Here is a 26708-nt window from a genome sequence, read left to right on the forward strand (position 1 = left end):
TCTCCCGATCGTTTGCCACAGTAGCCGCGACGGGCGGCTTTGTTCCCTCACTCGCGACGTCGCCGGTAGCCGCCGCGTAGAGTCGCCCGAGCTTGCCGCTTGCCCACGCTGTCGCGCGGCGCCGGTGCCGCTTGGGCTAGATCCACCGCCACACCCCCGCCGCCCAGCCGGCGAGCGGAAGGTGCGCCCAGGTCGCGGCCAGCCAGATCACGACGCCGCCGGCGATGTCGTGCGGACGAAACCCGGCAAAGCTCGCGCGGCCGCTCGCGATGGCGGCGAACGGCCAATAGCCGGTGCGCGACTCCCACGCCCGCCACTCGACAGGCTGGAGCTGTTCCTTCTTGCGGTCCTGCATCGCCGCGCCGACCAGCGCCAGCACCGCGATCGCGGCGCAGAGCACCGCGTTGGCGGCGATCGGATAGACCGCGACATGGACCCCCGCCCACAGCGCGAACGACCACATCATCGGGTGGCGGGTGACCGCGAAGACACCGCGCGCCCGGTCAGGCACCTTGCCCGGCGCGCCGCCGGTCGGCAGCGCCGGGTTGCCGAGCAGCGACCCCATCAGCAGGATGCTCGCAATCAGCATGACGACGGTCGCCACCGCCCACAACGCGTCGCCGGGCGTCCACCACGGCGCCTCCGGCGGCGCGGCGCGATAGGCGACGACCAGCCAGGCCAGCGTCGCGAACGACACCAGCGAATACAGGATCAGGAACCCGCGCTCCCCGGTGACCCCGACGAGCGGCCGGCGTAACGGGTGCGACATCGCGAAATGGGTGCCGACGAACGCGACGGCGGCCGCGACGACGGCGCCCAGACCGGTCACCGCGTCTCGCCCGCGACGCGAAAGCCCGCGGCCTCCGGCTCGGCGAGCTGCGCCTGTCCGGCGAGTTCGTCGTCGTCACGCAGCGTGTCCAGATGCATCCAGCGCTTCACCACCGGCGACACCAGCAGCACGACGACGCTGGCGCCGATGCTGACCCAGCCGATCGTCTGATAGATCGACAGCGTCCCGCCCTGCGTCATCACGCCGCCCTCGCCGCCGGTCGCCTCACCGATCTTGCCGGCGATGAAGTTGCCGACCGCCGTCATGTAGAACCACGCGCCCATGATGAAGCTGGCGAGGTGACGCGGCGTCAGCCGGTTCATCGCCGACAGCCCGACCGGCGACAGGCACAGCTCGGCCATGGTGTGGAGGAGGTAGATCAGGAACACGAACAGCACCGGCGTCGCGACGCCCGGCCCGGCCGCCTTCGCGCCCCAGACGAAGACCAGGAAGCCGAGCCCGACCTGAAACAGCGCCAGCCCGAACTTGACCGGCGCCGACGGGTCGCGGCCCCGCTTGCCGAGCATCAGCCACAGGCCGGCGAAGATCGGGCCGAGCAGCACGATGTAGATCGGGTTGATCGACTGGAACAGGCTGGTCGGCACGCCGCCGCGATCGACGAACTTGTCGGTATAGAGGCTGAGGCTGCCGCCCGCCTGCTCGAACAGACCCCAGAAGATCGGGTTGAGCGCGATCAGGAACAGGATCGCGAACATCCGCTCGCGCGGTTCCTTGGGCAGCTTCAACGCCTCGTACAGCGTGTAGCCGAGCATCGCGACGCCCGCGACGGCGAGCAGGTTGCCGACGACGTCCTGATACTGGACCAGCAGCCAGATCACGGCGACGGCGGCGAGGCCGATGGCGTAGAGCGTGTACTCGCGCGCCTTCGCCAACGGCCCCGGCGCCTCGCCCTGCCCGCGCAGCGCGGGGCGGCCGATCGCGAAGATGATGAGGCCGACGACCATGCCGATCCCGGCCAAGCCGAAGCCGTAGGACCAGCCCACCGTCTCGCCCAGATAGCCGACCAGGATGGTGCCCAGCGCCGCACCCGTGTTCACCCCCATGTAGAAGATCGTATAGGCGCTGTCGCGGCGGCCGTCGGTCAGGCGATAGAGCTGGCCGACGATGACGGAGATGTTGGCCTTCAGGAAGCCGGAGCCGACGATGATGAGCGCCAGCGCGAACCAGAAGACGTTGAGCGCCGGATCGCCCTGTTTGACGACCGGATCGGTGACCCCCTGCAGTCCTTCATACGCCATGAAGCCGTGGCCGATCGCGAGCAGGATGCCGCCGAACACCACCGCCTTGCGCTGCCCCAAATAGCGGTCGGCCAGATAGCCGCCGAGCACGGGGGTGATGTAGACCAGACTGGTATAGGCGCCGTAGATCAGGTTCGCCTTGCCGTCCCCGAACAGCCAGAACTTGGTGAGATACAAGATCAGCAGCGCGCGCATGCCGTAATAGGAAAAGCGCTCCCACATCTCGGCATAGAAGAGCACGAACAGGCCCTTGGGATGGCCGACGACCTCGTCCGACTTGCGGCCGCCGAGCGACAGCCCGAAGGCGAGCACCGCGAACAGCGCGATCGCGCCCAGCGCCGCGATCCAGTCGCCCTCGTTCCACGACGCCACGTTCTTGAAGCCCACGCCACTCTCCACTTGCCGCGCCCGAGCCTAGCGACTGTCCGCCCCGTGTAAATCCTCCCCATCGTCGCGCGCGGCGGGTAAGGGCGCGGCCATGTTCAACGATGCCACCACCCCGCTCTCGCTGCTCGCCACCCGCCGCTCGGGCAAGCCGCGCGATCTCGGCGCCCCCGGACCGACCGGCGAGGAGATCGACCGCATGATCGCGATCGCGGCGCGGACGCCCGATCACGGCAAGCTGGCGCCGTGGCGGTTCGTCGTCGTCGAGGATCGCGCCCGGCTGGCCGATCTGCTCGCGCGGGTCTGGGCGGACGATCATCCCGGCGCGCCGGCGCACGAGCTGACGACGGCGCGGCAGTTCGCGACGCAGGCGCCGGCGCTGGTGGTCGTGCTGTCGGCGCCGGTGCGAGACCACAAGGTGCCGGTATGGGAGCAGAAGCTGTCGGCGGGCGCGGCGGCGATGAACCTGCTCCATGCGGCGCACGCGATGGGCTATGCGGCCGGGTGGCTGACGGGCTGGCCCGCCTTTTCCGACGCGGTGCGCGATGCGTTGGTGGAGGCGTCGGGGGACGCGGACCAGCGCATCGTCGGCTTCGTCTTCATCGGCACGCCCGGCCGCGCGCTGGAGGAGCGGCCCCGGCCCGACCTGACAGCGATCGTGTCGCGATGGTGACGGTGGCGCAACTGGACTCGCGACCCCCGTTGCTGTATTAAGGCAGCATGACAGCATGGGGCGGCACGGGACTGGGTGACGGCGACTCGCCGGTCTACCTGCGCCTGCGTGCCACCGTGGCGGCGGCGATCCTGCGCGGGCAATATCGCGCGGGCGATCAGCTGCCCTCGGTGCGCGCGCTGGCGGCCGAGCACGGCGCCAATCCGCTGACCGTCGCCAAGGCGTATCAGAGCTTCCAGGACGACGGCTATGTCGAGGTGCGGCGCGGTGTCGGCATGTTTGTGCTACCGGGCGCGGCGGAGCGGCTGCGCGTGGCGGAGCGTGAGCGCTTCGTGACCGGGCACTGGCCGCGCATCCGGGACTATATCGAACTGCTCGGGCTGGATGCCGCGGACCTGCTGGAGGCCGAGCGCGCGTGATCGGCCTGCTGCTGCTCGCCGGCGGCCTCCCCGCCGCCCAGACCACGCCTGCGGCGGCGCGCGCGGTCGTGCAGCGCTACTACGCGGCGATCGAGCGGGGTCGCTATCGGACCGCATATCAGCTCTGGAACGGCGCTAGCGGCAAGAGGTGCGCGGCGTTTGCGAGCGGCTTCGCGCGCACCGCGCATACCCGCGTCGTCGCAGGCACGCCGACGGACGGCGAGGGTGCGGCGGGATCGGTGTTCGTCACGGTGCCGGTGACGGTCACGGCGACACTGAGGAACGGCACCCGCCAGCGCTTCCGCGGCAGTTACGTGCTTCGCCGGGTCAACGGCGTCGACGGCGCCACCACGGCGCAGCTGCGCTGGCACATCGCGTCGGCGCGGTTGCGGGCCGTCTAGAACAGGCCCAGCGCGGCCACTTCCTCGCGTGTCAGGTCGATCCCGAACATCAGGCTCAGCCGCAGGCGATAGACGCGCGGGTCGGTGATCTCGCCCTCGCTGACGGCGTCGCCGACCTGGCGGTGGTAGTCGCGGTCGGTGAGGCGGGCGAAGCCGCTCGGGAGGACGATCGAGACGATACGGTGCGCGACGAAGCGGCTGTCGGCGTGGGTCGCCGCCCAGTCGTTGCCCGCTGCGATCGCCGCATCGTCGACTTCGGCGAGCGTGAAGCGGTATTGCGGGCGCCAGCCGGGACCGCCGCCGCGTCCGTCGGTGGTGCAGGGGTCGCCGTCGCGCAGCAGCGTCCAGCCGTCGCCGTCAGCCTGAAGGCGGAAACGGGCGCCGTCCGGGGCGCTCGCCTCGGCCCCATCGGTGAGCGGCATCGGCGGGGCGTAGCTGCCCCCGAAGCCGGCGTCGGCGATCCAGTTCTGCCCGGCGATCGTCACCAGGCTGAGCGCATGAGTGCCTGGCGGGCTGGGGGTGCCGCTCAGCAGCACCTGGCCGAGCAGCGGCCGCGCGACGAAGCTGAGGGCGGCGAGCGCGTCGCCGAACAGCCGGTTCTGCTCGAAGCAATAGCCGCCGCGCCGGGCGACGACGAGCTTGGCGAAGACGGCGGCCGAATCGATCGCGATCGGGCGACCGAGCGCGATGTCGAGGTTCTCGAACGGGATCGCCAGCCGGTGCGCGCGCTGGAGCCGGTGCAGCCCCTCCGCGTCGGTGGTGACGCGCGCGGGCAGGCCGATGCGGGAGAGATAGGCGGGGAGGTCGAACATGGGTCTTCTCTCTGATCCTCCTGGAAGGGGGTAGGGGTGGAGGGAGGCCGCCACAGGCGGTATGCTCGCGGTAAGCCCCCTCCGTCACGTGCTTCGCACGCGCCACCTCCCGTGCCGGGGAGGATTAGGCGGCGAACGCCTCGGCGGGGAGGCTGTAGAGGACGTCGGCGCTGGCGGTCGCGGCGGCGCGGAGGCCGAGCGCCTCGGGGACGATCTGTGCGACGTAGAAGCGCGCCGCGACGCGGGTCATCTCGCCCGCATCCGCCGCGCGGCCGAGCCGCTCCATCAGCCAACCGCACACCGCCACCGACAACATCGTCAGGAACGGATAGCTCGCCGCCAGCCGATCATCGTGCCCGACGTTCGCGAGCCGCCCACCGATGACGTCGCAGGCGTCGATCAGCGCCAGCAGTTCCTCCGATTCGGCATCCTGTCGCAGGTCGGCGATCAGGCTCGCGAACGCCGCGCCGCCGTCGAGGCCCAGCTTACGCCCGACCAGATCGGCGGCCTGGATGCCGTTGGTGCCTTCGTAGATCGGCGTGATGCGGGCATCGCGGAAGAACTGCGCGGCGCCGGTCTCCTCGATATAGCCCATGCCGCCATGGACCTGGATACCGATGCTGGCGACCTCGTTGCCCAGATCGGTGCCGTGCGCCTTGGCTAGTGGGGTGACGATCTCCAGCCGGTTGCGCGCGGCGGCATCGCCGAGCCCGGCGCGGTCGACCTGACCGGCGGCGTAATAGACCAGCGCGCGCGCGGCCAGCGTCTGCGCCTTCATGCGGAGCAGCATCCGCCGGACGTCGGGGTGCTCGACGATCGGGACCGAATCACGGCTTGCCGCGCCGGCGCGGGCGGACTGGACGCGATCGAGCGCATAGGCGACCGCCGCCTGCGTCGCGCCCTCCGCCACCTGCACTCCCTGGAGCCCGACGTTCAACCGCGCGTTGTTCATCATGGTGAACATCGCGCGCATCCCGCCATGTTCCGGGCCGATCAGCTCGCCGACGCACGCGTCATGGTCGCCGAACGACAGCACGCAGGTCGGCGAGGCGTGGAGCCCCATCTTGTGTTCGATCGACACGACGCGGACGTCATTGGGGGTGCCGTCGAGCCGCATTTTGGGCACCAGGAACAGCGAGATGCCGCGCGTTCCCGCCGGGGCGTCGGGGGTGCGGGCGAGGACGAGGTGGACGATGTTGTCGGCCATGTCGTGGTCGCCGAACGAGATGAAGATCTTGGTGCCCTTGACCGACCATTTGTCGTCGCCGAGCGGGACGGCGCTCGACCGCAGCGCCCCGACGTCGCTGCCCGCCTGCGGCTCGGTGAGGTTCATCGTGCCCGTCCACTCGCCGGTCGCGAGCTTGGGCAGATAAGCCGCCTGCTGCGCGGGCGAGCCGTGATGCGCGAGCGCCTCGATCGCGCCGACCGTCAGCGTCGGGCACAGCGCAAAGCCCATGTTCGCCCCGCCCAGCATCTCCAGCACCGCCGTCTGCACAGCGAAGGGCATACCCTGTCCGCCCCATTCCTCGGCGACGCCGATCGTGCCCCAGCCCCCCTCGACATAATCGCGATAGGCGCGCGCATAGCCGTCGGGCATCACCACGCCATCGGGTGTCCAGGTCGCGCCGACGGTATCGCCGACCTTGGCGAGCGGCGCCCATTCGCCCGCGGCGAACTCGCCCGCGCCGTCCAGCACCGCGTCGATCACGTCGGGAGTGGCGGCGGCGAACCGCTCGGTGGCGGCGAGCTCGGGCAGGCGGACGATCTCGTTCAGGACCAGCCGCTGGTCGGCGACGGGGGGCGTGAAGGGCATGGCTCTCGAAACTCCTCGGCGCCGGGCTATAGCGGCGTGGCATGGCGACACCAACCATCCTGCCCTTCGACGACGCCGCGATCGCGCGCGCCGCCGCGCTGATCGCGGCGGGCGAGGTCGTCGGCGTCCCGACCGAGACCGTCTACGGCCTCGCCGCCGACGCGCGCCGGGCGGACGCGGTGGCGCGGATCTATGCGGCGAAGGGTCGGCCGAGCTTCAATCCGCTGATCGTGCATGTGTCGGATGTCGCGGCGGCGCGGGCGCTGGCGGTGTTCGATGCGGATGCGGAGACGCTGGCGGCGGCGTTCTGGCCGGGGCCGCTGACGCTGGTGCTGCCGGTGCGCGAAGGGGCGGGGCTGGCGCGCGCGGTGACGGCGGGGCTGCCGACCGTCGCGATCCGGGTGCCGGCGGGCCGCGCGATGCGGGCCCTGCTGGCGGCGAGCGGCGCACCGCTGGCGGCCCCGTCCGCGAATCGGAGCGGCGGGATCAGCCCGACCACGTCGGCGCATGTCGCGGCGAGTCTGGGCGCGGCGGTGCCGTTGATCCTCGACGACGGCGCCTGCCCGGCGGGGGTCGAATCGACGATCGTGGCGGGACGCGCGGTGCTGCGGCCGGGACCGGTGACGGCGGCGATGGTCGCGAACGCACTCCACACCAGCGAAGGCGAGAGTCCGGTTGCGAACACCGCCGAAGAGACCGCAGCCCCGACTTCCGATACACTTCCCTCGAAAGGACGGCCGTCGGAGGGGTGGAAGCCGACCGCGCCGGGCCAACTACCATCGCATTACGCGCCCGATAAGCCGCTACGACTGAACGCCACGGTCGCCGAGTCAGGCGAGTGGCTGATCGGCTTCGGCGCACTCGCCGGCGACGACACTCTGTCCGCTACGGGCGACCTGACCGCAGCCGCCGCGCAGCTGTTCGCCGCGCTTCACCGCGCCGATGCTTCGGACAAACCTCGTATCGCGGTCGCGCCGGTGCCGATGGAAGGGATCGGTGCGGCGATCAACGACCGCCTCCACCGCGCGGCGCACCGAGGCTGACCCCTGTTCGCAGCTGTTCGTCATCCCCGCGAAAGCGGGGACCCATCACCTGAACTCGGGAGCTGGGTCCCCGCTTGCGCGGGGATGACGGAAGGGCGAACCGCTCGTCCGGTGGATCAGGCGGTCGCCATCGACTTCGCGCGTGCCGCGAAGCTCTTCCGCAGTTTCTGCAGCTTGGGCGGGATCACCGCCATGCAATAGGGGTTCGACCGCCCCGAACTCTCCCAGTAATCCTGGTGATAACCCTCCGCCGGATACCATTCGGCGCCAACGCCTTCCGGCGTCTCGATCGTCGTGACGATCGGCTTCGACTGGTCCGTCTGCGCACGCGCGATCGCCTGGTTCGCCTGTTCTTCCTGCATCACCGTCTCGGGAAAGATCGCCGAGCGATATTGCGTGCCGACGTCGTTGCCCTGGCGATTGAGCTGGGTCGGATCGTGGGTCGCGAAGAAGATGTCGAGCAGGTCGCCATAGTGCAGCTGCGCGGGATCGAAGCCGATCCGGATCGCCTCGGCATGCCCGGTCGAGCCATTGCAGACCGCCTGATAGGTCGGGTTCTCGACATGGCCGCCGATATAGCCCGACTCGACGCTCTCCACCCCGATCACATCCTTGAACACCGCCTCCGTGCACCAGAAACAGCCGCCCGCCAGCGTCGCATATTCGGTCATCAGTGATCTCCTTTCTCCAGATGTAGGAAGCGGCTAACGCGCGGCAATGGATGGCAAAGTAATGGTCACCGGCGGCGCCGGGTATATCGGCAGCCATGCGGTGCTGGCGCTGCTCGATGCGGGGCATGAGGTCGTCGTCGTCGACAACCTCGTCACCGGCTTCGCCTGGGCGGTGGATGCGCGCGCGACGCTGGTCGAGATGAACGTCGCCGATCCGCGTATCGCCGACGTGCTGCGCGAGCACCGGGTGCGCGCGATCATGCATTTCGCCGGCTCGGTGGTGGTGCCCGAATCGGTCAACGATCCGCTCAAATATTACGGCAACAACACCGTCGCGACGCGCGCGCTGATCGAGAGCGCGGTGGCGGCGGGCGTGCCGCATTTCATCTTCTCCTCGACCGCCGCGACCTATGGCACGCCCGCGCGCGTGCCCGTGGCGGAGGGCGATCCGACGGTGCCGATCAACCCCTACGGCACCTCGAAGCTGATGACGGAGGCGATGCTGCGCGACGTCGCGGCGGCGCATCCGATCAACTATGCGGCGCTCCGCTATTTCAACGTCGCCGGCGCCGATCCGAAGGGGCGGTCGGGTCAGTCGACCGTGGGCGCCACCCACCTCATCAAGATCGCGGTGGAGGCGGCGATCGGCAAGCGCGACGCGGTCGGCATCTACGGCACCGATTTCCCGACCCGCGACGGCACCGGGGTGCGCGATTACATCCATGTGTCCGACCTGGCGGCGGCGCACGTCGCGGCATTGCAGCTATTGGTCGAACGACCGGGCGAGAGCCACACGCTCAACTGCGGCTATGGCCGTGGCTTCTCGGTGATGGAGGTGCTCGACGCGGTCGACCGCGTCACCAACCGCACGATCGAGCGCCGCCTGGAGCCGCGCCGCGCCGGCGATCCGGCGGAGCTGATCGCGGACAACCGCGCGATCCTGGCGGCGCTGCCGTGGCGGCCGCAGCACGACGATCTCGACGGCATCGTCGGCGATGCGCTGGCATGGGAACGGACGCTCGCGGAGCGGCAGGCATGAGGCTGCGGTCGCTGCTGTTCGTGCCAGGCGACCGACCGGAGCGCTTCGCCAACGCGGCGGCGAGCGGCGCGGACGCGCTGATCCTCGACCTGGAGGACTCGGTGGTGCCCGACCGCAAGGCGGCGGCGCGCGCGGCGGTGGCGGCGTACCTGGCGGAGCAGCGTGGCATCACCGCGTTCGTCAGGATCAACCCGCTCGACTCGGCCTTCGTCGACCACGATCTCGCCGCCCTCGCCGACGCGGCGCCCGACGGACTGGTCCTGCCAAAGGCGGAAGGTGCGGCGGACATCCGGCGGCTGGGCGAGCGGACGGCGCTGCCGATCCTGCCCGTCGCCACCGAGACCCCCGCCGCGATCTTCGGGCTCGGCTCCTATCGTGAGGCCGCCGCGCAGCTTGCGGGTCTCACCTGGGGCGCGGAGGACCTGCCCGCCGCGATCGGGGCCGGCACCGCGCGCGAGGCGGACGGCGGCTATACCGCGCCCTACCAGCTCGCCCGCAGCCTCACGCTGTTCGCCGCGCACGCCGCCGCCGTGCCCGCGATCGAGACCGTCTACCCCGACTTCCGCGACCTGGACGGCCTCGCCGCCTATGCCGCGCGGGGACGGCGCGACGGCTTCACCGGCATGATGGCGATCCACCCGACGCAGGTGCCGGTCATCAACGCCGCCTTCACGCCGTCGGCGGCGGAACTGGACCACGCCCGCCGCGTCGTCTACCTCTTCGCCGCTAATCCGGGCGCGGGCGCGTTGCAGCTCGACGGCCGGATGGTCGACGCGCCGCACCTGAAGGCAGCGCAGCGGCTACTCGCCGCGGCCCAGTGAAGCCCCAAGCGACTGCCGGAACCGCGCCGTTGCCAGCCACCAGCCGAGCGCCCAGAATGTCCCGAGGCTCCACCCCGCCAGCACGTCCGACGGCCAGTGGACGCCCAGATACACGCGGCTGACCCCGATCGCCCCGACCAGCACGATCGCGGTGGCCATGACGTAGCGCTTGCCGGTCGTGCTCCGCATCGTCCGCGTCGCCAGCGCGGCGAGCGTCAGATAGACGATCGCGCTGGACGCCGAATGGCCGCTGGGGAAGCTCAGGTCGTGGATCGTCGTCCAGTGCTCGACCAGCGTCGGGCGCGGGCGGTGGACGAGATGCTTGATGAGCGTCACCGCCTGACCGCCGGTGATCGTCGCCAGCAGCGCGACGCCCGCGGTCAGGTAATGCCGCTCCGCGATCAGCAGCCCGGCGGCGGCGATCACCACCAGCGTCAGCACCGTGACGCTGCCCAGCGCCGTCACGTCGACCGCCGCGCCGCGCAGCCACGACGGCCCGCCCCACGCGCGCAGGCCGAGCAGGATCGCGCGGTCGAGAGCGAGCGGCCAGCGTCCCAACGCGAACCCGGCGGCGAGCACCAGCGCCAGCCCGAGCGCGACCACACCCGCCCCGACGAGTAGCGGCGGTGGACGACGGGTGGGACGGGGATCGAGCATCGCCGGGTCATAGCCGTTCCGTAAACGCTTGCTAGGGCGCGGAGGCGCTGCTAGGGGCCGCCCCTCACCCGCCCGAGCCGTAGGCCGGGCATGGCGCCAGAGCGGGCGTAGCTCAGGGGTAGAGCACAACCTTGCCAAGGTTGGGGTCGAGGGTTCGAATCCCTTCGCCCGCTCCAGTCGCGAAAGAAGCACGGTAAAACAGTGGGTTGCGCCGTCGAGTAGGCTGTTTTTGCGCGACTGCTACACAAACACGCCCCACAATCGCGCCTTAGTCGTCGTTCTGCGCAACGGCCTTTTCTACGTCAGGCGACGGCTTCCTGACGCTCTCCGCCCGGTAATGGACGGTCTGAAATCTGGCGCTCGCTCCGCACCGACAGCTTGAGAGTGGCTGCTCGACGGTCACACCTTGTTGCCGCCGAGATTGATGCCCGTTTCGTGTCAGCCCGGTTGCTACCGGTCGGCGTTTCTGAAGCGGGATCGCTGTCCATCGCGAGCGCACGGGCGATCATCCTGACCGAGAAGGCGAAAAGCGATCCTCAGCAAATCGATCCTCCTGCTCGCGTCGCGACACTTGGTCGCGCCAGATGCGCTTCGACATCATCTGTGAGGCGAACGACATCGAGCACCGGCTCACCAAGCCGAACCACCCGTGGACCAACGGGTAGGTCGAGCGGATGAACCGAACAATCAAGGAGGCGACCGTCAAACGCTTCGACCATGAGAGCCACGACCAGCTCCGGACGCACCTCGCCGACTTCATGGCTGCCTACAACTTCGCTCGCCGGCTCAAGACGCTCAGCGGCCTCACACCCTACGAATACATCGCCAAGATATGGACGTCAGAGGCAGGTCGGTTCATTGTCACTCCGATCCATCAGATGCCGGGACTAAACACCTAGGTCAAGAACCGTGCCTTTTTTTGGAGATTGCGTGTCACGCATGATGTCGAATGTTGCCGTTGGGCGGCAGCTTCCACTTGGTTCGAAAGTCATCCCTTTCGGGCTGCATTCTCCACGTGTCGGTCACTTCGGGCGGCTTGGCGCTTTCTGATTGCCGGTAGAGGGGGGCGTGGTCCAATTTCGGGAAATGGACATGGACATCCTGGTCGACCCGACCCGCCCATCAACTCATTTTGACTTCGGGCGAAACTGGGCCGCTTATGCTGCTGATCTGCCAAATGACGCGATTGATCGGGCATCTGAGGGTCTAGAGCGGTTGGGACTCAGCGATCTGAACGATCGTACTTTCCTCGACATCGGGTGCGGGTCCGGCGTCCATGCCCTTGCCGCCATGAAGAAAGGCGCCTCGGTCATCTGCATCGATGTGGACAATGACTCGGTCGCCACAGCCAACGCGTTGTTCGTCAGCGGTGGTTTTCCTCCAGTGGCGCGACAACAGTCGATACTTGATGGCGATGTTAAGAATTTAGGAAAGTTCGACATTGTTTACTCGTGGGGCGTACTTCACCACACGGGTGACGTGTGGCGTGCCATTGAATCCGCCGCGGAGCTCGTAGCATTAGGTGGGGTCTTTGCGATCGCTCTATACGAGAAGGCCCCGCTCTGCGGCTTATGGGAGAAGGAGAAGCACTTCTACGCGAAGGCCGGCCCGCTCGTCCGACGACTGATTCGTTATCCTTTCGGTGCTGCTCGCCTACTGGCCTCCTGCCTTCTCCGACGTGTCAGTCCTCTTTCCATGATCCGACACTACAATGCTGACCGCGGCATGGATTTTTGGCGTGACGCTGACGACTGGCTGGGAGGCTACCCCTACCAATCGACACGTGCAGACGAGGTGATTGGGTTTGTTGAGGCACTTGGCTTGCGCTTGAGGCACAAGAGTGTGGTGCGCCCGAGCCTCGGTGTCTTTGGAACGGGGTGTAGCGAGTTCGTGTTCAACGCTCGCGCCTGACCGCGTAGGCTTGACTGGAATGCGTACCGGTCTGCTCTAACGCGCCCTCGGTCGCATGAAGCAGACATGTTGCTTCGGGGACAGGGGCGGCCCGGCGGACGGGCCGCTAACCGTATGAGCCCTCTGCGCAAACTTCGCTCGCGCCCGATCTCGCCCCTGCGCAAGGCCAATCAGGTGGGCACGCTGCGACTGATGTCGCCGGCGGATCCAGCCCGGCGCAATCGCAGGGACTGGCTGACGCGGCGATCGAGACGCCTTCATCCAGCCCAACCTCGTGGGCACCATCACGATGCTGTCGGCCACGCGCGCCTATTGGCAGGGGCTGGAGGGCGAGGCGAAGGCGGCGTTCCGCTTCCACCATAACTCGGCCGACGAGGTCTACGGCTCGTTGGGAAACGGGGGTCTTCAGCGAGGACACGTCCTACGATCCGCGCTAGCCCTAATGGGCGTCGAAGGCAGGGTCGGACCACCTCTGACCTGCTCCCCGTTTTCAGGCCGCTGATAACTTAGCTTCAGTGTCCATATGCCCCTGGCGGGGGCAGTTGGTGAACTCGGCGGGTGCCAACCCGCCAAGGCTGCTGTGCGGACGCACGGTGTTGTAGTCCGTCCGCCATGCCTCGATGATCCGTCTTGCCGCGGCCAGCGATGGGAACAGGTGCTCGTTCAGGCACTCGTCGCGCAAGCGACCATTAAAGCTTTCGACGAAGCCGTTCTGCTGCGGCTTGCCCGGCGCGATGTAATGCCAGTCGACCCCGGTATCCTGGCACCAGGCAAGAACGGCGTGACTGGTCAGCTCGGTGCCATTGTCGCTGACCACCATGCACGGCAGCCCGCGACGTTCGGCGATAGCGCTCAGCTCACGAACGACCCGCCGACCGGACAGCGACGTATCGACGATGCAGGCCAGGCATTCCCGGCTGTAATCGTCGATGACGTTGAGCAAGCGGAACCGCCGGCCGCAGGCCAATGCATCCGATACGAAGTCGAGCGACCAGCGCTGGTTGGGCTCCTGCGGGATTGCCATCGGCGCCCGCGTGCCCAGCGCGCGCTTGCGCCCGCCACGCTTGCGTATCGTCAGCCGCTCCTCGCGATACAGCCGATACACCTTCTTCAGGTTCATGCCCTTGCCCTCACGCTGCAGCAGGATCGCCAGCCGCCGGTAGCCGAACCGACGACGCTCGTTCGCGATCTCACGCATCCGCTCGCGGACAGCATCGTCCTTCCCGCGAAGCGGCTCATATTGCCATGCCGACCGATTGACCCCGATCAGCCTGCAGGCGCGACGCTCGGAGAAGCCGTGATCGGCCATCAGCTTCTCCACCGCAGCATAGCGCTCTGCAGACCGGGTCAGTTTTTTCCCAGCAGATCCTTAAGCGCCGACACGTCCAGCATCGACTCCGCCAGCAGCTTCTTCAGGCGTCGGTTCTCATCCTCGAGCGCCCGCAACCGCGCCGCGTCGGACACCGTCAGCCCGCCGTACTTCGACTTCCAATTGTAGAACGTCGCATCGCTGATCCCGTGCTTGCGGCACAGGTCCGCCGTCTTCACGCCAGCCTCGTGCTCGCGCAGCACGCCAATGATCTGATCCTCGGTAAATCGGCTTCGCCGCATCGCTCGTCTCCATCTGACGAGCTAACTTACCAATGGCATGATTCCCGGGGAGCAGGTCACCTCGTATCGGCCTGGGGATACCTATGGCCTCCCGGTGCTCATCACAAATTGCTCGAACAATTACCGGCGCGGACCGGGTCAGGCGGGTACATCACGTCATCAGAGTGCCGTTCGCACTCTTGGTCCAGCGCGACGCAGGGTTCGTGCACGCCGCGTGGTGGATAGAGAAAGAGGCGGAGGTGGTGTCCTAATGAGGATCGAGAAATCCGGCGGTTAAGGATATGGGCTTACCAGCGACGACCCGCGGTTCGCCACAATGCCTATGACAAGGCTAGCTTCAGCTGCCTATGAGTTCCAAAGCATGGAAACGCTCAATCTTAGATGCCAAAAAAACGCTATCGTGCTTAAAGCTGCAATAGCAGTCCCTATGAAACCCGCAGTTGCCGAATAATCACGCCCCAGGTACGACACTCTTATGTCGACCGTCGCGATCACCGGCATCACGGGCCTTGCCGGCGGTAGGGTCGGAAACGCCTTACGCGACGCCGGGCATGTGGTCATCGGCATCAGCCGACGCTCTGATGCGCCATCGACCGGCCATACCTTACGTATCGTGACCGATCTGACCGACGCAGCGATGCTGGCGGAAGCCGTGGCAGGATGCGACACGATCTTTCATTTCGCTGATCGTGCCGATCGCCGACGCTATCGTGTCAACAATGTCGGCGACGCCGCGACCGTCATGGCCGCGCTGCGTACCGCTGCGGCGAGACAGGGCATCAAGCGGGTTGTTGCTGCAAGTTCTGTATATGCCGATCGTGACGGCCGGTGCAATGATCTCTACGGGCAGTCGAAGCGCGCGATGGAAGCCGTCGGCCTAGCGCCAGAGCCGGGAGCGCCCGCCGTGATCCTGCGTCTGCCACCGCTTCATGGCCCAGGAGCGCGCGGTGCCATCCGCCACATCGCACGCGCCGTGGAAAAGGGCTGGATTCTGCCATTGGGGCTGGCGCGGGCACCGCGTCGGTTCTTGGCGCTGGATTCCCTCGCAAACCTCTGCGTTCGCCTAGTTGAGATCGATGAAGATACTTTCGCACGCGCGCGCGGACTAACTTTCGTACCCGTTGACGGGCAATCGGCAAGCCTTGCGGCCCTTGCGCGCGCCTTGGGAGGAGGTCGAACTCGGCTGCTGCCGGTTCCCGGGGTCGATAGACTGATTGGCGGTCGCGTCACGTCCGGGCAGTTAGAACGCGATCGGGCCGGCCTGCGCGACGCGATCGGCTGGCAGGCTTCCCGCTAAAGCTTTGCCGCGTCGCCACGCCCGCCGCCTAGGGCGGTCCGCACGAGAAGCCGCATGTCACGAATTAACGACCAACTCCCCGCGTAGGTCGCGTCCATTTCGGCAAGACGCTCGGGTGTCGACATATCGAGCCCGGCGACTTGGGACACGCCGGTAATGCCCGGCAACAGCCTGTCTACCCCATGGCGACGCCGGCTTTCGGCAAGCTCGCGCTGACTTGGCAATCCCGGACGCGGGCCGACGAAGCTCATCTCTCCGCGAATAACATTCCAGAGCTGCGGCAGCTCATCGAGCTTCGTACGCCGCATCATTGCGCCGCTGGAGGTGATGTTGCTGCGTGCGGCCTCATGGGAGGGCAAGTCGCCGGTCCCCACGCGCATAGTGCGCAGCTTTACCAGTCTGAACGGACGACCGTCGCGGCCGAGCCGGGTCTGCACGAACAACGGACTTGCACGGTCATCGCGCCAGATCAGTATCGCCGCGACCGCACAGGCCACCGCAGCCGGCACCGCGAGCAGCAACGCCAGCGCAAGATCAAACGCGCGCTTCTTGCCGCTTCGTATCCCAATCTCATGCATATCGCGCCCTAGGAAGGAAGACATTGGCTGGTCAAGCGGCGCTCCACTCGATAAACAGCGCACGCAATCACGTTGATAGATCCGCGAGTTTTATTTCGATGCGCTTAGTGAACGCGGCCCAACTGGTCATCTTGCTGCCGCGCTGGACCAAGCGCCTACTGCTCATCTCACTTGACGTGGTCCTGTGCCTGTTGGCGGTATGGATCGCCTTTTTCCTGCGCCTGAACGCCTGGGCTCCTCTCTACGGTCCGCCCGCGCCGGCGGCGCTGGGATCCTTGCTGCTGGCATTCCCGTCTTTCTTTGCGCTGGGGGTGTACCGACCCGTATTTCGGCATGCCGACACCACCGGCGTCAGTCAGATCCTAACCGCCTCTCTCGCTTATACGTCCGCCTATTTTGCCGTTTTCTCGTTATGGGGCGTCCCCGGCGTGCCCCGCACGGTCGGCATCATTCAGCCGGTGCTGCTGTTCGTCTTCATGGTCATGACGCGGATTGTGGCGCGGCATTTACTGGCCGAGTTGCTCGACCGCGGAGCGGGCTCGCACCCAAGGGTGCGCGTCCTGATCTACGGCGCCGGCGAGTCGGGCCGCCAGGTCGCCAGCGTGCTTGCCGGCCGACGCGAGATGAAGGTGGTCGGTTTCATCGACGACGCCCGCGGGTTGCAGGGCGCCTCGTTGAACGGGGTCCGAGTTCATGCGCCCGCACATATTTCCACGCTGATCGCCAAACTTGGCGTCACCGAAATCCTGCTCGCCGTTCCAAATGCCACGCAGCACCGCCGCAACGAAATTCTCGCTGCCCTGCGCCCGCTTCAGGTTCGCGTCAGAACGCTTCCCGACTTCGTCGAACTGGCGCTGGGCAACCGACTGAACGATGACATCACCAACCTCGACATCAACGACCTGCTGGGCCGCGAGGTCGTGGCCCCCGACGCTGACGTGATCGCGCGGCATCTCAACGGGAACACGATCCTCGTGACCGGGGCGGGCGGCTCGATCGGCTCCGAGCTTTGCCGGCAGATCATCGCGGCCAACCCGGCCCGCCTGCTCCTCTTCGACAGCAGCGAATACGCGCTCTATACCGTTCATCGCGAGCTGGAATTAACCTTGGCGGCCAGGCGCGCGGCGGACGAGCGGGCGGCGCCGGTCGAACTCGTGGCGCTCCTGGGATCGATCCAGGACGAGCTGCGGATGGACGGCATCCTGGCTTGCTGGCAGCCCAGTCATGTCTATCACGCCGCGGCCTACAAGCACGTCCCCCTCGTCGAGCACAATCCCGTGCAGGGCGTCGCCAACAACGTGTTCGGCACTCTGACGGTCGCCCGCCAGTGCATCCGCCACCGCGTCCGCTATTTCGTGCTCGTCAGCACCGACAAGGCGGTGCGCCCTACCAACGTCATGGGGGCCACCAAGCGGATGGCGGAAATGGTGCTGCAGGCGCTGGCGGACGAGAAGAGCGACACCTGTCTTTCGATGGTCCGATTCGGCAACGTCTTGGGGTCCTCCGGTTCGGTCGTGCCGCTGTTCAGACAGCAGATTCGCAATGGAGGTCCCGTCACCATCACCGACGAGCGCATCACGCGATTCTTCATGACGATTCCTGAGGCAGCACAACTCGTTCTTCAGGCCGGGGCAATGGCGCGGGGGGGCGAGATGTTCGTGCTCGACATGGGCGAGCCAGTGCGGATCGTCGATCTGGCGCGCAACCTGATCGAATTGTCGGGCCTGTCGGTGCGTGACGCCTGCAACCCTCAAGGAGACATAGAACTTCAGTTCGTCGGCCTGCGGCCGGGTGAGAAGCTGTACGAAGAACTGCTGATCGAGGACGCGCCGCTTGCGACCGACCACCCGCGCATTCGTAAGGCATCGGAAGTCTTCCTTGCGATACGCGATCTGGAGCCGCACCTGGCGCGCCTCCACTCCGCAATCACGCGACAGGACTCGATGGATACCCGCAATCTGCTGCGCGCCATCGTGACGGAATACGACCCCAGCTCCGCTTTGGTCGACAGCATCTATCTCGAAACGACAAAGCACCGCGGAATTGGCATCTCCAGTTGTGAAGACATCGTTAACAAGGTCTTATCTCCCATGGATGCCTACTAAGTTCGACGCCGTTCCACGACGGCACGCAGCTTGATCTTGATTCAAATTACCCCCTCGCTTTTTTCCAAGGCTTGCCGTTCGTGACCCCGATTTATCCGCCTAATGAAAAGACCGCGATCTTCGTGGGTGCTCACGCACAATATATGTTCCTCTTTCGCCTTCCGGTAATGCGGAGGCTTAGAGACTTTGGTTATAGAGTCGTCGTTGTCGCCACCCCGTCGAAGGGTTTCAACATCAATGATTTCGACCGTACAGGTATAGAGTTCGTTCCCTGGACGCTCCAACCGGCAGGAATGAATCCGTTGGCGGATCTTTCCCACATACGAGCCCTGTGGCGTATATTGAAAGCGTACCAGCCGGATATCCTTTTCGTCCACACCATCAAATCCGTTATCTATGCCTTGCCCCTAGCGCGCCTGATCGGCGTGAAACGACGGGTGTGCATGATTCCTGGCCTCGGGTTTGCCTTCATTGATGGGCGCGGCTTTTCGCGCCGACTGGCGCGCGTGTTCGCCAGGGTAAGCTATCGCTTCGCCCTCTCGTGGGCCGACCTGGCCATTCTCCAGAACCCCGACGACCTCGAAGCGCTGCGCCGGAGCGGATCCATCCCGGCCGGCACGCGAACGGCACTGGTCAACGGTTCGGGTGTGGATATGAAGAAGTTCCGCGCCATGCCGATCCCAGGCGGCCCCCCTGTGTTCCTGATGGTTTCCCGCCTGCTTCGTGACAAAGGCGTCCTCGAATATGTCGCCGCAGCGCGCGCAGTCAAAGCGGTCAGGCCTGACGTTCGTTTCGTGCTTGTCGGTGGAACCGACTACAATTACGCCTCAATCACCGACGAGGATGTCGCCAAATGGGTGAGCGAGGGCGTCGTGGAAGCGCGTGGTCACGTTGCCGATCCCTTTGCCGAATTCGCGGCATGCCACGTCTTCGTGCTGCCCTCGTATCGCGAGGGAACGCCACGTACCAATCTTGAAGCCATGGCCGTCGGCCGGGCAATCATCACGACGGATGCCCCTGGCTGTCGCAGCACCGTTGTTGACAGGCAGAACGGGCTGCTGGTGCCCGTCGCTGATGCCGACGCGCTGGCGGCAGCGATGCTCGATTTGGCCGATGATCCGGTTTGCGTCCGGAAGATGGGTGCGGCAGGACACGCCCGTTGCGCCCGACTCTACGAGCTGGACATCGTTGCCGATGCGACAACGGCGTTGATCCTGGGGTATGATGGCCTAACCGAACCGGCTTCCCGCCTGGCCGAGGCACGATGATCCCGGTGCCCAAGCGTTCGGATAGGCAGGCTCGTGCCGGCCCGGCGACAGGACGAGCGATACCTCCCTTGGATGAACGCATGCCATCAGCGGCCGGCGGCGTCGTTCCCGGCAACAGGCAGCCGTGAGAGAACCTTTGTATCTGCAGCAGTCCGAGACGCCCGCCGTCGGCAAAATCGCGATGTTCCTTCCCTCGCTGGGCGGTGGGGGGGCCGAAAAATCTATCGTGCGGCTGGCCGTTGCCTTGAGCCGACAGGGAATCGACGTCGACCTCGTCCTGGCTTCCGCCACAGGTAGTGTTCTGAACGACGTTTCGGGCAAGGTACGTATCGTCGACCTGGGCCGGCGCCGGGTCGCTGCGGCCCTGCCTGGGCTGGTGCGCTATCTGATGAGAGAACGTCCCGCCGCCCTTCTTTCCGCCATGCATCACGCCAATCTGATCGCGATTGTCGCCCATGCGATTGCACGGTCGACGTCGCGCTTGGTCATCAGCGAACGGCAGAGTTTCGCAGCGCTGCAGCGGACTCAACGCAGCCTGAAGGAACGATCGTTGCGCGGCGCGATGCGCCTTCTCTATCGTCGTGCCGATGCGATCGTCACCGTCTCGAAAGCGCTCTCGGTCGAGCTCGTCGCCGGCCTCGGCCTTTCGCGGCAGCGGGTGTTTGCGATCTACAATCCGGTCGTATCCGACGGCCTCCTGGCTAAAGCTGGGGAACCGGTCGATCACCCCTGGCTGCACCAGGACGTACCGGTCGTGCTGGCGGTCGGCCGGCTGGTGCCCGAAAAAGGGTTCGACACGCTGCTCGAAGCCATGTTCCTGATCCGCCGTCACCGGGCGATTCGGCTTGTGATCCTCGGTGACGGTCCCCTGCGCCGGACGTTGTCAGACCTGGCGCACCGTCTCGGGATTGACGGCGATGTCGACTTGGCCGGATACCAGTCTAATCCCTTCTCCTACATGAAGCACGCGTCGGTGTTCGTCCTGTCGTCCACCTCCGAGGGTTTGCCGAGCGTCCTCGTCGAGGCGCTCGCCGTGGGAACATGCGTCGTCAGCACCGATTGTCCGACCGGGCCACGGGAAATCCTTGGCGAAGGATCGCCCGCACTTGTTCCCGTCGGAGATCCCGCCAGGATGGCGTCCGCGATCATGGCGACATTGGACGGAAGTCATTTTGCTCCAGCACCTTCGCTTCATGCCTTCTCCGAGGAGGCCGCAACAGCCGCCTACAAGAACGTCCTCCTCGACGGAGTACTCCCACAATTACCGACAGAGATCGGTGTGGTTGCATGATATATATTTTCTACATAGTTTCGCTTTTAGGTGTTTGGTTTTTTGTTTTTAAGCGCTCGACATTCGACTTCGTTTCAGCTGGTTACTTTGGCTGTATTGTCTATTTTATGCCAGGGTTTCATGGATTGCTATTTAATCCTTATTATCCTGACGACTTTCCTATTGAGCCAATATCCACCGCGACCTATCTTGTGTGGATCGGGGCGCTGGGGGGCGCCGTTCTTACCGGCATCCTGTATAATCCGTTACCCGCTCTGTCGGTACAACAAAAGCAAACGACGCGCCCGTTCACTACGCCAGCGGCCAACGCCGTTATTGTCGCGCTCTTGCTGATTTCGTTCGTAGTAGCCCTTTTGGTGGGAGGCGAGGACTTGTTCAGCCCCGACAAGAACGATGTTCTGAACGTCCAGGACCGCTCCATTATTCTTTTTGCCACGCTGAGTCAGGTTACCCTAGTCCTGTTCATCGTGCAGAAACAGTATATAATGGCTATGCCGTCGATTCTGTGTGTCGCGTTCTTGGTCTTCATCGGATTTCGCTCTGAGTTGGCGATTGCCGCCTTCTGTATCTTTGTTTGGATTGCCTATCGTGACGGAGTACGATCATTCTTCAAGGTTAGAAACATTTTTACGCTTGTCTCCATTGTTATGTTTCTTTTTGCCTATAAATTTGTTTACGCTAACGTTAAGCTCGGCAGATGGGACCTTGTCTTTCAGACTTTAGGCGATCGCGACTTCCTCGCCAATATATTTCTTAAGTCTGAGCCATTTATCACTCAATCTATTCTCAAGGAAGTGATTGAACGTGACTTTTCTATACCCATTGAGAGCTTTCTTAGCTCATTGATATCAGTAATCCCTTTATCAAACGTTCTGACGACTATTTCTATCGATCAGGTTAAGTTTGACTTTCAGGATCAGCTTTTTCCAAATCTGAGATATGGCGTCGCGTCCAATATCTACGCGAACTTTTATGCCGCTATGGGATATATCGGTATACTTATATACATTGTCATCCAGAATGCTGCCCTGGTATCGATCAGCCGCTATATGCGGAAAACTGATAGCTTCGCGAAACTGGCGCTTGCCTTGGTTGGCTCCTTTATCGCCTTTTATATTCATCGCAATGATGTCGCGAACAGTATTACGCTGATCAACAGGATTCTCTATTCCTGCCTGGCGTTGTGGATCGTTACACGCACGGTAGCTGCCCTGGAACCTAGCGACGAGCCGCAGCCGTGACGGATCGCCCTCCTCGCGTCCTCCACGTCATCACAAGCCTCAATCGCGGCGGTGCGGAGGTTTCTCTCGCCCGTCTCGTCGAGACATCGGCGCCGATCGAGCATGTCGCGGTCGCGACGCTCTCCGGCGGAGATACGCTGCTTGCTCGGCGCATTGCAGCGGCCGGAGTACCGGTCCATCATCTTGGGGGCGGGGGGCTCCGCCTCGCGTGGTCACGCTGGCGCAAGCTCGTCGCCGCCTCCCGCCCCGATCTGGTCCATGCATGGTTGATCCACCCTGCAGCGCTGCTCGCAGTCTTGCCGCATCGCCTGCCCTTGGTAATCGGCATCCGCCACTCGCTGGATGATCTTACCGGCGAGAAACGCCGCAGCGTGGCGATCATTCGCGCACTGGCCGTGCTCGGGCGACGAGCCACGCGCATCTGCTACGTGTCCCACGCCAGCCAACTTCAGCACGAGGCAATCGGCTACCCCGCCGCAAAGGGCGTCGTCATAGCCAACGGCTATGGGGTCCAAGCGGCTCCGGTTGCGCCAGCCGGTGCGGAGGATCTGCGCGACAAGCTCGGTCTACCGCAAGACGTCGTGCTGATCGGCCAGCTCGCGCGCGTCCACCCGATCAAGGGCCATGATCTGTTGCTTCGCGCGTTCGCTGCCATCGCGCCTGACCGACCCCGTGCCCATCTGGTTTTGATCGGTGCCGGAACGGAGGTCATCGACGGACCGGTTGCGGCCCTCGCAGCCGAGTTGGGCATCGCTAACCGCATCCACGCGCTCGGGGAGCGCGACGACGCACCGGCTTTGCTGAGTGGCCTCGATGCCCTGATCAATCCTTCCCGGAGCGAGGCGTTTCCTAATGCAGTGGCGGAGGGAATGCTGGCGGGACTGCCCTGCATCGCTACGGCTGTCGGCGATACCGCCCGACTGATGGATGGTCACGGTGTGCTCGTCCCTCCCGGCGACATCGACGCGCTGGCACAGGCAATACTCGATCTCACTTCCAGATCGCCGGGAGAACGCCTTGTTGTCGGCCGAAAAGCCCGCAATCACATCGTGCGTGGCTTCAGTCTGGAAGCTATGGCCGCTTGTTATGGCGCGCTCTATACGGACGTACGGAAACGGCGACCAGAGAGCCGCACTTTGCGCTCTCCCGACCACTCGGCTATAAACCCTGGCACCCCCCTCTAAAGCTAGGACCTTCAGCGATGTGCGGCATTGCCGGCTTCATCTCTGCCAACGCGTCTGGTGACCCCAAGGCAATTCTTCGTCGCATGACGACCGGCATCCGACATCGCGGTCCCGACGATGCCGGATTGTGGCTCGAACCCCACCACGGCGTCGCCCTCGGCCACCGGCGGCTTTCGATCCTCGATCTTTCGACGGCCGGCCATCAACCGATGGCGTCGGCGCAAGATCGTTACCAGCTCGTTTACAACGGCGAGATCTACAACCATCGCCTGCTGCGCCGCGAACTGGACGAAGCCGGACGGGCGCCAAACTGGCGCGGACATTCGGACACCGAGGTAATACTCGCCGCTTTCGAGGCTTGGGGAATCGAAACGGCCCTGCAACGTTTCAACGGTATGTTCGCGCTGGCGGTATGGGACCGCAAACGCGAGGTTCTCACGCTCGCCTGCGACCGGTTCGGCGAAAAGCCCCTCTATTTCGGATGGCAGCAAGGAAAGCTGCTCTTCGCTTCGGAGATGAAGGCGCTGTATGCGCATCCCGATTTCTCCGGCACGATCAATCGCGATGCGCTCACCCTATATCTGCGCCACAACTACATCCCCGCGCCGCATAGCATCTGGGAAGGCATATCAAAGCTCGAACCCGGGCACTATGTCGAAATTCGTCCGCTCGTTACCAGCGCCAGCCCGAAAGCCTATTGGTCGCTGCTGGAAACAATCACACACGCCAAAGCCAATCCCCTGCCCGATACGACTGAAGTCGTGGATCAACTCGATGCGCTGCTGCTCGATGCGGTGGGTCTACGCATGGACGCAGACGTACCGGTGGGGGCATTTCTCTCCGGTGGGATCGATTCATCGCTCATCACTGCACTGATGCAGGCGCAATCAACGCGCCCGGTCAAGACGTTTACAATCGGGTTCGACGATCCGCGCTTCAACGAAGCCGATCATGCCAAGGCGATAGCAACCCACCTCGGCACCGAACATACTGAACTGATCGCCCGTCCGCAGGACGCATTAGATACACTCCCGCGGCTTCCGGCTATTTGGGACGAGCCATTCTCCGATTCCTCGCAGATTCCGACCCTGCTGGTGTCCGCGCTGACGCGGCAGCATGTCACCGTCAGCCTTTCGGGCGACGCAGGCGACGAAATCTTCGGCGGCTACAATCGATACGTCCATGCCGATCGTCTTCGATCTCTGACTCAGCCGATCCCGCTGCCGCTACGCCGCGCCGTCGCGGCGGGCCTTGAATCGCCTGTCACCGAGAAGGCGTTGCACGCGATCCGGCCGCTCCTGCCCGAGCGCTATCGCCGCATCCATCTGTATGGCCGCTTGGGCAAAGTGGCCGAGGTTCTGCGCTGCAGCACGCCAGAGGAATTATATCGTCGTCTCGTCTCGCACGACATCGAACCAGAAGCCATGGCGCTGGGGGGCCGCGAACCGGCAGGTATCACCGGGATACCTCGCCCGGCGTTTACGGACTTCCGTGAAACGATGATGTATCTCGATACCTTGTCCTATCTTCCCGGCGATATTCTGACGAAAGTGGATCGTGCGTCGATGGCGGTCAGCCTTGAATCACGAATTCCCTTCCTCGATCCGCGTGTCGTAGAGTTCGCATGGCGTTTGCCGCTCTCGACCAAGCTGAAGGACGGAGTCGGCAAGCATATCCTTCGACAGGTCCTATACCGCTACGTCCCGCAATCCCTCATCGATCGACCGAAAATGGGCTTCGGCGTGCCGCTCGGCGCCTGGCTGACCGGTCCCCTGCGTGAATGGCGGCATACGTTGCTCGACCCCACCCGTATCGCTGCCGAGGGGTATTTCGCACCTGCACGGGTCGAAGACCTACAGCGCGAAATCGATCATGGGGCAAGCAGCACTACGAGCTATCGTGTCTGGGACATCATGATGTTTCAGGCCTGGCTCGACGAGCACCGCGCCGCGATCGCAATCACAAAGCGAGCATCCTAGCACTTCGCTTGCGCCAAAATAATTCGGCACTTAAGGGCGGTGCCAAGCGGATCCGACGCAAACAATGCGGCGAGCCCGCTGCCTAGTGGGCAGCAACGCGAAGATTCACGGCAGGATTGCGAAAGATCATGGTTGTTGACGAGAAAATCGGCGTAATCGGACTCGGATACGTAGGTTTGCCCGTCGCAGTCGCGCTTGCAGAGAAGATGACCGACGTGGTCGGCTTCGACATTTCGCAAAGACGCGTTGCCGAACTGCGGAACGGCAACGATCGTACCGGCGAGATCGAGAACGCGCGCCTGCATGCCTGCCCCTTGCGTATTTCCGCCGATGTGAGGGATCTCGCGAATCGGACCTTTTTCATCGTCACCGTGCCGACCCCGATCGACGCCTCCCGGCAACCCGACCTTGGGCCGATCCGCAGCGCTTGCCAGCTTATCGGCGAAAAGCTGAAGCGCGGCGCCATCGTCGTCTTCGAATCCACTGTCTACCCCGGTGTGACTGAAGACATCTGCGGCCCGCTTCTCGAGAAGATTTCGGGCCTGAAACACGGCATCGATTTCGCGCTGGGATATTCGCCGGAGCGGATCAATCCGGGCGACAAGGAACACCGCCTGGAAACCATCACTAAGATCGTTGCAGCCGACAGTCCCGAAGCGCTAGAGCGCGTGAAGGCCGTCTACGGCGCCATCATCGATGCGGGACTCCACGTCGCACCGACCATCAAGGTGGCGGAGGCGGCCAAGGTCATCGAGAATACCCAGCGCGACCTCAACGTGGCGCTGATGAACGAACTGTCGGTCATTCTCGACCGCATGGGAGTCAGCACCAAAGCCGTTCTTGATGCGGCGGGCACCAAGTGGAACTTCCTGCGTTTTTCACCGGGTCTGGTGGGCGGTCATTGCATCGGCGTCGACCCCTATTACCTCACTCATGCCAGCGAGCAGCTTGGCTATCGTCCCGAGGTGATCCTGGCGGGTCGCCGGATCAACGACGACATGGGTCGTCATGTCGCCCGCAAGGCGATAAAGATGCTCATCAAGCGCGGCCGTAACGTCCAGGCAGCGAGGGTGGCGGTGTTGGGTTTGACGTTCAAGGAAGATGTTCCCGATTTGCGCAACTCGAAGGTTCCGGACATCCTGGAAGAGCTCGCCGATTACGGCATCGCGACCAGCATCCACGACCCTCTTGCCGACCCGGCGGAGGCCAAGCACGAATATGGCGTCACGCTAACTGCGCCCGAAGAACTGGCCGATGTCGATGTCTTGATTCTCGCGGTCAATCACCGCAATTACCTGGATAATATCGATGCGTTGGTGGGATGCCTGCGCCCGGACGGTGTCTTCATCGACCTCAAGGCCGCCGTCGATCCGGCTCGAGTGCCCGAGGGTATCGCATACTGGAGCCTTTAGCATCGGGGAC

The 26708-nt window shown here is 64.7% G+C and carries 23 protein-coding genes, 1 tRNA gene and 3 pseudogenes; 19 read left to right on the top strand and 8 right to left on the bottom strand.

Annotation, left to right across the window (positions count from 1 at the left end; genetic code table 11):
- Window positions 1-136: 136 nt before the first annotated feature.
- Complete coding sequence (locus ACOFKS_RS02435) at window positions 137-829, bottom strand: NnrU family protein (protein WP_419807661.1); 693 nt, start codon at window positions 827-829, stop codon at window positions 137-139.
- Window positions 826-2475, bottom strand: a complete 1650-nt coding sequence (locus tag ACOFKS_RS02440; RefSeq protein WP_419807662.1) for a peptide MFS transporter — start codon at window positions 2473-2475, stop codon at window positions 826-828. The genes ACOFKS_RS02435 and ACOFKS_RS02440 overlap by 4 nt, the downstream gene beginning before the upstream one ends.
- 91 nt (window positions 2476-2566) lie before the next feature.
- Here ACOFKS_RS02440 and ACOFKS_RS02445 point away from each other — a divergent pair, with 91 nt between their 5' ends.
- From ACOFKS_RS02445 to ACOFKS_RS02455, 3 genes are read left to right on the top strand one after another with little or no spacing between them, the layout of a single operon-like run.
- Complete coding sequence (locus tag ACOFKS_RS02445) at window positions 2567-3145, top strand: nitroreductase family protein (RefSeq protein WP_419807663.1); 579 nt, start codon at window positions 2567-2569, stop codon at window positions 3143-3145.
- 47 nt (window positions 3146-3192) lie between these two features.
- Entirely contained in the window at window positions 3193-3564 is a 372-nt protein-coding gene (locus tag ACOFKS_RS02450; RefSeq protein WP_419807664.1) for a GntR family transcriptional regulator, read from the top strand.
- Entirely contained in the window at window positions 3561-3965 is a 405-nt protein-coding gene (locus ACOFKS_RS02455; RefSeq protein WP_419807665.1) for a hypothetical protein, read from the top strand. Before ACOFKS_RS02450 ends, ACOFKS_RS02455 begins: the two co-directional genes overlap by 4 nt.
- On the opposite strand, the gene ACOFKS_RS02460 is transcribed toward ACOFKS_RS02455, so the two are convergent.
- Together ACOFKS_RS02460 and ACOFKS_RS02465 are read right to left on the bottom strand one after the other, a co-directional pair.
- Window positions 3962-4777: an arylamine N-acetyltransferase family protein gene (locus tag ACOFKS_RS02460; protein ID WP_419807666.1), complete on the bottom strand. Its 816-nt coding sequence runs from the start codon at window positions 4775-4777 to the stop codon at window positions 3962-3964. The two genes, ACOFKS_RS02455 and ACOFKS_RS02460, sit on opposite strands and share 4 nt — an antisense overlap.
- A 124-nt stretch (window positions 4778-4901) precedes the next feature.
- Window positions 4902-6590, bottom strand: a complete 1689-nt coding sequence (locus tag ACOFKS_RS02465; RefSeq protein WP_419807667.1) for an acyl-CoA dehydrogenase — start codon at window positions 6588-6590, stop codon at window positions 4902-4904.
- A 41-nt stretch (window positions 6591-6631) separates the two neighbouring features.
- On the opposite strand from ACOFKS_RS02465, the gene ACOFKS_RS02470 reads away from it, so the two are divergent.
- Window positions 6632-7633 (top strand): L-threonylcarbamoyladenylate synthase, encoded by a 1002-nt coding sequence (locus ACOFKS_RS02470; RefSeq protein ID WP_419807668.1) that lies wholly within the window; start codon window positions 6632-6634, stop codon window positions 7631-7633.
- Between the two features lie 116 nt (window positions 7634-7749).
- Here the strand turns inward: ACOFKS_RS02470 and msrA are convergent, their stop codons facing one another.
- The gene (gene msrA, locus ACOFKS_RS02475) at window positions 7750-8304 is read right to left on the bottom strand and encodes a peptide-methionine (S)-S-oxide reductase MsrA (RefSeq protein ID WP_419807669.1); all 555 of its coding nucleotides are present in this window, start codon (window positions 8302-8304) and stop codon (window positions 7750-7752) included.
- A gap of 46 nt (window positions 8305-8350) precedes the next feature.
- Between msrA and galE the strand changes: the two genes are divergently transcribed.
- A complete protein-coding gene (gene galE, locus ACOFKS_RS02480) occupies window positions 8351-9343 on the top strand; it encodes a UDP-glucose 4-epimerase GalE (protein ID WP_419807670.1) in 993 nt (330 codons plus the stop codon).
- The gene (locus ACOFKS_RS02485; protein WP_419807671.1) at window positions 9340-10164 is read left to right on the top strand and encodes an HpcH/HpaI aldolase/citrate lyase family protein; all 825 of its coding nucleotides are present in this window, start codon (window positions 9340-9342) and stop codon (window positions 10162-10164) included. The genes galE and ACOFKS_RS02485 overlap by 4 nt, the downstream gene beginning before the upstream one ends.
- Here the strand turns inward: ACOFKS_RS02485 and ACOFKS_RS02490 are convergent.
- Complete coding sequence (locus ACOFKS_RS02490; protein WP_419807672.1) at window positions 10144-10821, bottom strand: phosphatase PAP2 family protein; 678 nt, start codon at window positions 10819-10821, stop codon at window positions 10144-10146. The two genes, ACOFKS_RS02485 and ACOFKS_RS02490, sit on opposite strands and share 21 nt — an antisense overlap.
- Before the next feature lie 101 nt (window positions 10822-10922).
- Between ACOFKS_RS02490 and ACOFKS_RS02495 the strand changes: the two genes are divergently transcribed.
- The 5 genes and pseudogenes from ACOFKS_RS02495 to ACOFKS_RS02515 all read left to right on the top strand — a co-directional run.
- Window positions 10923-10997, top strand: a tRNA-Gly gene (locus tag ACOFKS_RS02495).
- 175 nt (window positions 10998-11172) lie between these two features.
- Window positions 11173-11256 (top strand): annotated as a pseudogene (locus tag ACOFKS_RS02500) (hypothetical protein); the annotation flags it as partial.
- Window positions 11257-11411: 155 nt separating this feature from the next.
- Window positions 11412-11720 (top strand): annotated as a pseudogene (locus ACOFKS_RS02505) (integrase core domain-containing protein); the annotation flags it as partial.
- A gap of 193 nt (window positions 11721-11913) precedes the next feature.
- Window positions 11914-12732, top strand: a complete 819-nt coding sequence (locus ACOFKS_RS02510; protein WP_419807673.1) for a class I SAM-dependent methyltransferase — start codon at window positions 11914-11916, stop codon at window positions 12730-12732.
- 256 nt (window positions 12733-12988) lie between these two features.
- A pseudogene (locus tag ACOFKS_RS02515) lies at window positions 12989-13205 on the top strand (GDP-mannose 4,6-dehydratase); the annotation flags it as partial.
- A gap of 17 nt (window positions 13206-13222) precedes the next feature.
- On the opposite strand, the gene ACOFKS_RS02520 reads toward ACOFKS_RS02515, so the two are convergent.
- Window positions 13223-14343, bottom strand: a protein-coding gene (locus tag ACOFKS_RS02520) for an IS3 family transposase (protein ID WP_419807427.1) whose coding sequence is annotated in 2 segments (ribosomal slippage) — window positions 13223-14094 and window positions 14094-14343 — 1122 coding nt in all. Because the reading frame shifts where the segments join, the coding sequence is not laid out codon by codon here.
- A 475-nt stretch (window positions 14344-14818) separates the two neighbouring features.
- On the opposite strand from ACOFKS_RS02520, the gene ACOFKS_RS02525 reads away from it, so the two are divergent.
- Entirely contained in the window at window positions 14819-15640 is an 822-nt protein-coding gene (locus ACOFKS_RS02525) for an NAD-dependent epimerase/dehydratase family protein (RefSeq protein ID WP_419807674.1), read from the top strand.
- Here ACOFKS_RS02525 and ACOFKS_RS02530 read toward each other — a convergent pair.
- On the bottom strand, window positions 15637-16218 hold the full coding sequence (locus ACOFKS_RS02530; protein ID WP_419807675.1) for a sugar transferase: 582 nt from the start codon (window positions 16216-16218) through the stop codon (window positions 15637-15639). The genes ACOFKS_RS02525 and ACOFKS_RS02530 overlap by 4 nt on opposite strands.
- Before the next feature lie 98 nt (window positions 16219-16316).
- On the opposite strand from ACOFKS_RS02530, the gene ACOFKS_RS02535 reads away from it, so the two are divergent.
- The 7 genes from ACOFKS_RS02535 to ACOFKS_RS02565 all read left to right on the top strand — a co-directional run bounded on the left by ACOFKS_RS02535 (window position 16317) and on the right by ACOFKS_RS02565 (window position 26698).
- A complete protein-coding gene (locus ACOFKS_RS02535; protein WP_419807676.1) occupies window positions 16317-18323 on the top strand; it encodes a polysaccharide biosynthesis protein in 2007 nt (668 codons plus the stop codon).
- A gap of 80 nt (window positions 18324-18403) precedes the next feature.
- Entirely contained in the window at window positions 18404-19591 is a 1188-nt protein-coding gene (locus tag ACOFKS_RS02540; protein WP_419807677.1) for a glycosyltransferase family 4 protein, read from the top strand.
- 136 nt (window positions 19592-19727) lie between these two features.
- Entirely contained in the window at window positions 19728-20882 is a 1155-nt protein-coding gene (locus ACOFKS_RS02545; RefSeq protein WP_419807678.1) for a glycosyltransferase, read from the top strand.
- Window positions 20879-22123 carry a hypothetical protein gene (locus ACOFKS_RS02550; RefSeq protein WP_419807679.1) on the top strand — a complete coding sequence of 415 codons (1245 nt, stop codon included), beginning with the start codon at window positions 20879-20881 and terminating at the stop codon, window positions 22121-22123. Before ACOFKS_RS02545 ends, ACOFKS_RS02550 begins: the two co-directional genes overlap by 4 nt.
- Complete coding sequence (locus tag ACOFKS_RS02555; RefSeq protein ID WP_419807680.1) at window positions 22120-23307, top strand: glycosyltransferase; 1188 nt, start codon at window positions 22120-22122, stop codon at window positions 23305-23307. The genes ACOFKS_RS02550 and ACOFKS_RS02555 overlap by 4 nt, the downstream gene beginning before the upstream one ends.
- A gap of 17 nt (window positions 23308-23324) precedes the next feature.
- Window positions 23325-25286, top strand: coding sequence for an asparagine synthase (glutamine-hydrolyzing) (asnB, locus tag ACOFKS_RS02560; RefSeq protein ID WP_419807681.1), 1962 nt, complete (start codon window positions 23325-23327; stop codon window positions 25284-25286).
- A gap of 116 nt (window positions 25287-25402) precedes the next feature.
- Window positions 25403-26698, top strand: a complete 1296-nt coding sequence (locus ACOFKS_RS02565; RefSeq protein ID WP_419807682.1) for a nucleotide sugar dehydrogenase — start codon at window positions 25403-25405, stop codon at window positions 26696-26698.
- The last annotated feature ends 10 nt before the right edge of the window (window positions 26699-26708 follow it).

Origin of the sequence: Sphingomonas sp. (assembly GCF_965200135.1) — a bacterium.
Taxonomy (GTDB): Bacteria; Pseudomonadota; Alphaproteobacteria; order Sphingomonadales; family Sphingomonadaceae; genus Sphingomonas.

Excerpts from the sequence above, each read along its gene's own strand:
- ACOFKS_RS02445 (WP_419807663.1), top strand. The coding sequence starts at position 2,567 with ATGTTCAACGATGCCACCACCCCGCTCTCGCTGCTCGCCACCCGCCGC.
- ACOFKS_RS02450 (WP_419807664.1), top strand. The coding sequence starts at position 3,193 with ATGACAGCATGGGGCGGCACGGGACTGGGTGACGGCGACTCGCCGGTC.
- ACOFKS_RS02460 (WP_419807666.1), bottom strand. The coding sequence starts at position 4,777 with ATGTTCGACCTCCCCGCCTATCTCTCCCGCATCGGCCTGCCCGCGCGC.
- ACOFKS_RS02465 (WP_419807667.1), bottom strand. The coding sequence starts at position 6,590 with ATGCCCTTCACGCCCCCCGTCGCCGACCAGCGGCTGGTCCTGAACGAG.
- ACOFKS_RS02470 (WP_419807668.1), top strand. The coding sequence starts at position 6,632 with ATGGCGACACCAACCATCCTGCCCTTCGACGACGCCGCGATCGCGCGC.
- msrA (WP_419807669.1), bottom strand. The coding sequence starts at position 8,304 with ATGACCGAATATGCGACGCTGGCGGGCGGCTGTTTCTGGTGCACGGAG.
- galE (WP_419807670.1), top strand. The coding sequence starts at position 8,351 with ATGGATGGCAAAGTAATGGTCACCGGCGGCGCCGGGTATATCGGCAGC.
- ACOFKS_RS02485 (WP_419807671.1), top strand. The coding sequence starts at position 9,340 with ATGAGGCTGCGGTCGCTGCTGTTCGTGCCAGGCGACCGACCGGAGCGC.
- ACOFKS_RS02490 (WP_419807672.1), bottom strand. The coding sequence starts at position 10,821 with ATGCTCGATCCCCGTCCCACCCGTCGTCCACCGCCGCTACTCGTCGGG.
- ACOFKS_RS02510 (WP_419807673.1), top strand. The coding sequence starts at position 11,914 with ATGGACATCCTGGTCGACCCGACCCGCCCATCAACTCATTTTGACTTC.
- ACOFKS_RS02525 (WP_419807674.1), top strand. The coding sequence starts at position 14,819 with ATGTCGACCGTCGCGATCACCGGCATCACGGGCCTTGCCGGCGGTAGG.
- ACOFKS_RS02530 (WP_419807675.1), bottom strand. The coding sequence starts at position 16,218 with ATGCATGAGATTGGGATACGAAGCGGCAAGAAGCGCGCGTTTGATCTT.
- ACOFKS_RS02535 (WP_419807676.1), top strand. The coding sequence starts at position 16,317 with ATGCGCTTAGTGAACGCGGCCCAACTGGTCATCTTGCTGCCGCGCTGG.
- ACOFKS_RS02550 (WP_419807679.1), top strand. The coding sequence starts at position 20,879 with ATGATATATATTTTCTACATAGTTTCGCTTTTAGGTGTTTGGTTTTTT.
- asnB (WP_419807681.1), top strand. The coding sequence starts at position 23,325 with ATGTGCGGCATTGCCGGCTTCATCTCTGCCAACGCGTCTGGTGACCCC.